Genomic DNA, 4,004 nt, shown 5'->3' with positions numbered 1-4,004 from the left:
CTGGTGGGTGCTCCCGGTTCTCCTCCACCCACTTTTTTTGTGCGCGCCGAGGTGGGTGGGGTCGCCTGGCGCGGGTAGTTACGGTGGACCAAGCCATCGGTGTTCGTCTAGGAGGACAGGTGTCCACGTCAGGGGAAGGCCCCGCCGACCGCGATCGTTCGTCCGGTCCACGCTATGGCAACGGGGGTGGCCGGCAGGACCGGCCGCGCCGCGAGCGTGGCGAGGGAGGCGACCGGGGATTCCGCACGGACCGCTCCCGCGACCGGCGCTCCGGTGGGAACGGCGGATCCGGTGACCGCTCGCGCGGCGGGAACGAGCGGGGCCCCCGGGACGGCGAACGTCGGGGTGACCGGGGGTACTCCCCGCGCGGTGACCGTCGCCGGACCGGTGATCAGGGAGGTGCCGGCGGCCAGCGGCCCCGGGACGAGGGGCGCGGCCGGTTCGAGCGACGCCCCGCTGGAGAGGGTGACCGTCCCCGTCGCGGCCGTCCGGACGGGCGGCCCTTCCGGAACGACGGGCCTCCTCGGGGTGACCGCCGCTTTTCCGGTGGCGGCGCCGATCGGCGCCAGGACCGTGGCGACGACCGGGGTTCGCGCGGCTGGGAGCGCGGGGAGTCCCGCGACCGGCCCCGTGGTGGCAGCGGGTCCGGCGACCGGCACCAGGGCGGCGGGTTCCGACGGGACGGCTCCAGGGGCGAACGGCGCCCCGCAGGCGGGTCCGGCGGCGATCGGCCGCGCCGGCCCTTCGGTGACAGGCCGGGCGGTGCTCGACGCGACGACCGTGACGGCGGGTTCCGGGGCGGCGCGGACCGCCGGGGTGGCTTCAGGGATCGCGAACGGGATGCGCGTTCGTCCGAGGACCGTCCCCGGCGGCAGGGCCCGCCCGGTGGGCGGGGCGGCGACGACCGGCGGGAGTGGCGGCGCGACGACAACCGGGGTTTCCGGGCTGGGCCGAGGGACGAGGGCGACCGTGACCGGGGGGCCTCGGACCGGGGTGGCCGGCGGGACTTCCGGCGGGATGACCGCCCCCGGGAGCGGGACGGCCGTGACGGCCGGAGCTCCGCGCGTCCGCAACGGCCCTTCGAGCGGGGGGACCGCCGCGACCGCGACGACCGGGGCGGCCGTGACTTCCGTGACCGCCGGAGCGACCAGGGCGGCGGGCCCAGGCGGGAGCGCCAGGACGGCGGCGATCGCCGGGACCGCGGTGGTGCCGGCGCGGGTCGTCCGTCGGACTCGCGCTACCGCGACCGCGAGCGGCACCGGAACGACGACCGCCGGGGTCGGGACGACTACCGGGGCGCCGGAACGGGTGCCTCGCGCGGCGACCGCGGCCGGGACGAGCGACCCCGTCGGGACGAGCGGCGTGGGCCGGGTGACCGGTCGGCCTCCGACCGCCAGTCCGGGTACCGGGCTGCAGGGAGGGACGGCAGGAGCGGCGGGCGACCGGGCGGTGACCGCCCGCACCGCGGCCGGGACGACCGGCGGGACGCCCCGCGCCGTCCCCGAGCCGAGGATGGGGCGGAGACCACCGAGGACGTGGTGGTGCGGGAGCCGATGCCGGAACTGCCGGACGAGGTGGACGCCGGTGACCTGGACACCGAGGTGCGGCGCGCGTTGCTGGGGATGCCCAAGGTGATGGCCGATCTCGTGGCCAGGCACCTCGTCGCCACCGGTGCGCTGCTCGACTCCGATCCGGAGCGGGCGCTGCTGCACGCCAGGTTCGCCCGCCGGAAGGCGGCGCGGGTGGGTGTGGTGCGCGAGGCCGCAGGACTGGCCGCCTACCACGCCGGGGAGTGGAACGAGGCGCTGGTGGAGTTGCGCGCCGCCCGCCGACTGGCCGGAGGTCCGGGACACGTCGCCGTGATGGCCGACTGTGAACGGGCCCTGGGCAGGCCGGAGCGGGCGCTGGACCTGGCGCGGACTCCGGAGGCCCGCCAACTGCCGGCGGACCAGGCGGTGGAACTCCGGATCGTGGTGGCCGGTGCGCGCCGCGACATGGGGCAGCTCGACGCGGCGGTCGTGGAGTTGCAGGGCACCGACCTCGACCCGGCCCGGGTCCAGCCGTGGAGCGCGCGGCTCTTCTACGCCTACGCGGACAACCTGCTGGCGGCCGGCCGTCAGGAGGAGGCGCTGCGGTGGTTCGTCAACGCCGCCCAGGCGGACTCCGAGGACGAGACCGACGCCGACGACCGTGCGGTGGAACTGGCCTCCGAACTCGGCCGGACCGTGGAGGGCACCCCGCTGCCGAGGTCCACCTCCCGCGAGGCACGTCAGGCGGGGGGAACCTCCCCCCGGTCCTCGGAACGGCCCGGCCCCGCGGACGGGACCTCGTCCGGGGAACCCGGGACGGGCCGGGCGGTCGACGACCCGGCCGAGGCCGGTGCCCCGGCCGGGGCCGGCGAGGAGGAGACCACCGGAACGGGAGCCGGCGGTGCTGGTCCTTCCGACCAGGCGCCCTCCCCGTCGGCGGAGGTCCCTCCCGCGACGTCGCTGGACGGGCGGGACGATCCGGGCGAGGCTGAGGCCGGACACCGGCCGAACCAGGAGGACTGATGGCGGAAGCGGGCGACTCCGGTCCCGACTACCTGGACCGGTACGACGCGTTGTTGCTCGACCTCGACGGCACCGTCTACCAGGGCAGGGAGGCGGTGCCCGGTGCGGTCGAGGCGCTGCGCTCCGCCTCGGACCGGGGCACCCGCTTCCGGTACGTCACCAACAACGCCGCGCGGCCGCCCGAAGCCGTGGCCGAGCACCTCGTGGAGCTCGGTTTCGCCGCGTCCCCGGGTGAGGTGAGCACCAGCGCCCAGGCGGGCGCCGCGCTGCTCGCCGAACGGCTCGCTCCCGGTAGCACGGTGGCGGTGGTGGGCACCGAGGCGCTGCGTGCCGAGGTGGCCGCCGTCGGGCTCCGGCCGGTGCGCGCCGGTGAGCTCACCGATCCGGGTTCGGCCGCCGCCGTCGTGCAGGGGCACTCCCCGGAGACGGGGTGGCGGGACCTGGCCGGCGCGTGCCGGGTCATCCGGGGAGGCGGCCTGTGGGTGGCGTGCAACCTCGATCCCACGGTGCCCACGGACGTCGGCCAGCTGCCCGGGAACGGTTCGATGGTCGCCGCGCTGCGCACGGCGACCGGTGCGGAGCCGCTCGTGGCGGGCAAACCGAGACGGCCGCTGTTCGACCAGGCCGTCCGGGACGCGGACTTCCGTCGTCCGCTCGTGGTCGGCGACCGGCTGGACACCGACATCGCCGGCGCCCGCAACGCCGGACTGGAATCCCTGCTGGTGCTCAGCGGGGTCTGCACCGCCCGCGACCTGCTCGCCTGCGTGGAGGAGGAACGGCCGGACCACGTCGCCTGGGACCTCGCGGCGTTGCACGCGCCGCACGCCCACGGGGCGTTGCCGCGCGGGCAGGGGCAGCTCGACCCGGACGGCCCGGCCGGGGCCTGGATGGTGGAGAGGTCCCAGGAGCCGGGCGCGGCGGGCCGGTTGGTCGCCCGGCACGCCGGCGGGGACCAGGGGTCGTCGGCGCTCGGGCTGCTGCTCGCGCTGTGCGCGTCCTGGTGGCCCGTCGGGGGAGACCCGGGCCCGGTGGTGGCGGCCGACGAGGTCTCGGCGGCCGCGCTGCGGGCGCTCCGCCTCCCCGTGGTCGGGGACTGAGCGGGCGGGAGCCGCCCGCCGCCGGGCGGCGGGGAGCGCTCGCCGGGAACCAGCGGTTTCTCCGGCCCGGGGGAGATTCGGTAGCGTTGTCGTGGCCGCCGTCGGTGCGGCGGAACGGTCCGCACCAGAGTGGAGCAGGAGTGCGCTGGGGATGAACTCTGACAGCACGCCCAGCCCGATGCTGTTCGCCGCCGCTCGCCCCGCCGACGTCCTCGGCGGTATCGATGAGGCGATGGCGGGTCTGGCTGACCTCGACGCGCTGCCCCCGGAGGAGCACGTCGCCCGTTTCGACGCCGTGCACGCGGCGTTGGCCGCCGCGCTCGCGGACGTAGACAGACTCTGAGGTGAACCAGTG

At 76.9% G+C, this 4,004-nt stretch carries 3 protein-coding genes; all 3 read left to right on the top strand.

The genetic code is table 11. The annotated features are described in order from the left end of the window. The first annotated feature begins 1,541 nt into the window (after positions 1-1,541). Positions 1,542-2,552 (top strand): tetratricopeptide repeat protein, encoded by a 1,011-nt coding sequence (locus tag ACTIDRAF_RS33260; protein WP_157163277.1) that lies wholly within the window; start codon positions 1,542-1,544, stop codon positions 2,550-2,552. Beyond that, on the top strand, positions 2,552-3,649 hold the full coding sequence (locus tag ACTIDRAF_RS0225445) for an HAD-IIA family hydrolase (RefSeq protein WP_016701467.1): 1,098 nt from the start codon (positions 2,552-2,554) through the stop codon (positions 3,647-3,649). Before ACTIDRAF_RS33260 ends, ACTIDRAF_RS0225445 begins: the two co-directional genes overlap by 1 nt. 151 nt (positions 3,650-3,800) lie before the next feature. Further along, a complete protein-coding gene (locus ACTIDRAF_RS31385; RefSeq protein WP_016701466.1) occupies positions 3,801-3,992 on the top strand; it encodes a hypothetical protein in 192 nt (63 codons plus the stop codon). Positions 3,993-4,004 lie beyond the last annotated feature (12 nt).

Origin of the sequence: Actinoalloteichus spitiensis RMV-1378 (assembly GCF_000239155.1) — a bacterium.
Classification (GTDB): domain Bacteria; phylum Actinomycetota; class Actinomycetes; order Mycobacteriales; family Pseudonocardiaceae; genus Actinoalloteichus_B; species Actinoalloteichus_B spitiensis.
The sequence above is the reverse complement of the archived record's forward strand: the minus strand, read 5'-3'. Positions and strand labels throughout refer to the sequence as shown.

Coding starts and splice junctions, on each gene's coding strand:
- ACTIDRAF_RS0225445 (WP_016701467.1), top strand. CDS start 2,552: ATGGCGGAAGCGGGCGACTCCGGTCCCGACTACCTGGACCGGTACGAC.
- ACTIDRAF_RS31385 (WP_016701466.1), top strand. CDS start 3,801: ATGAACTCTGACAGCACGCCCAGCCCGATGCTGTTCGCCGCCGCTCGC.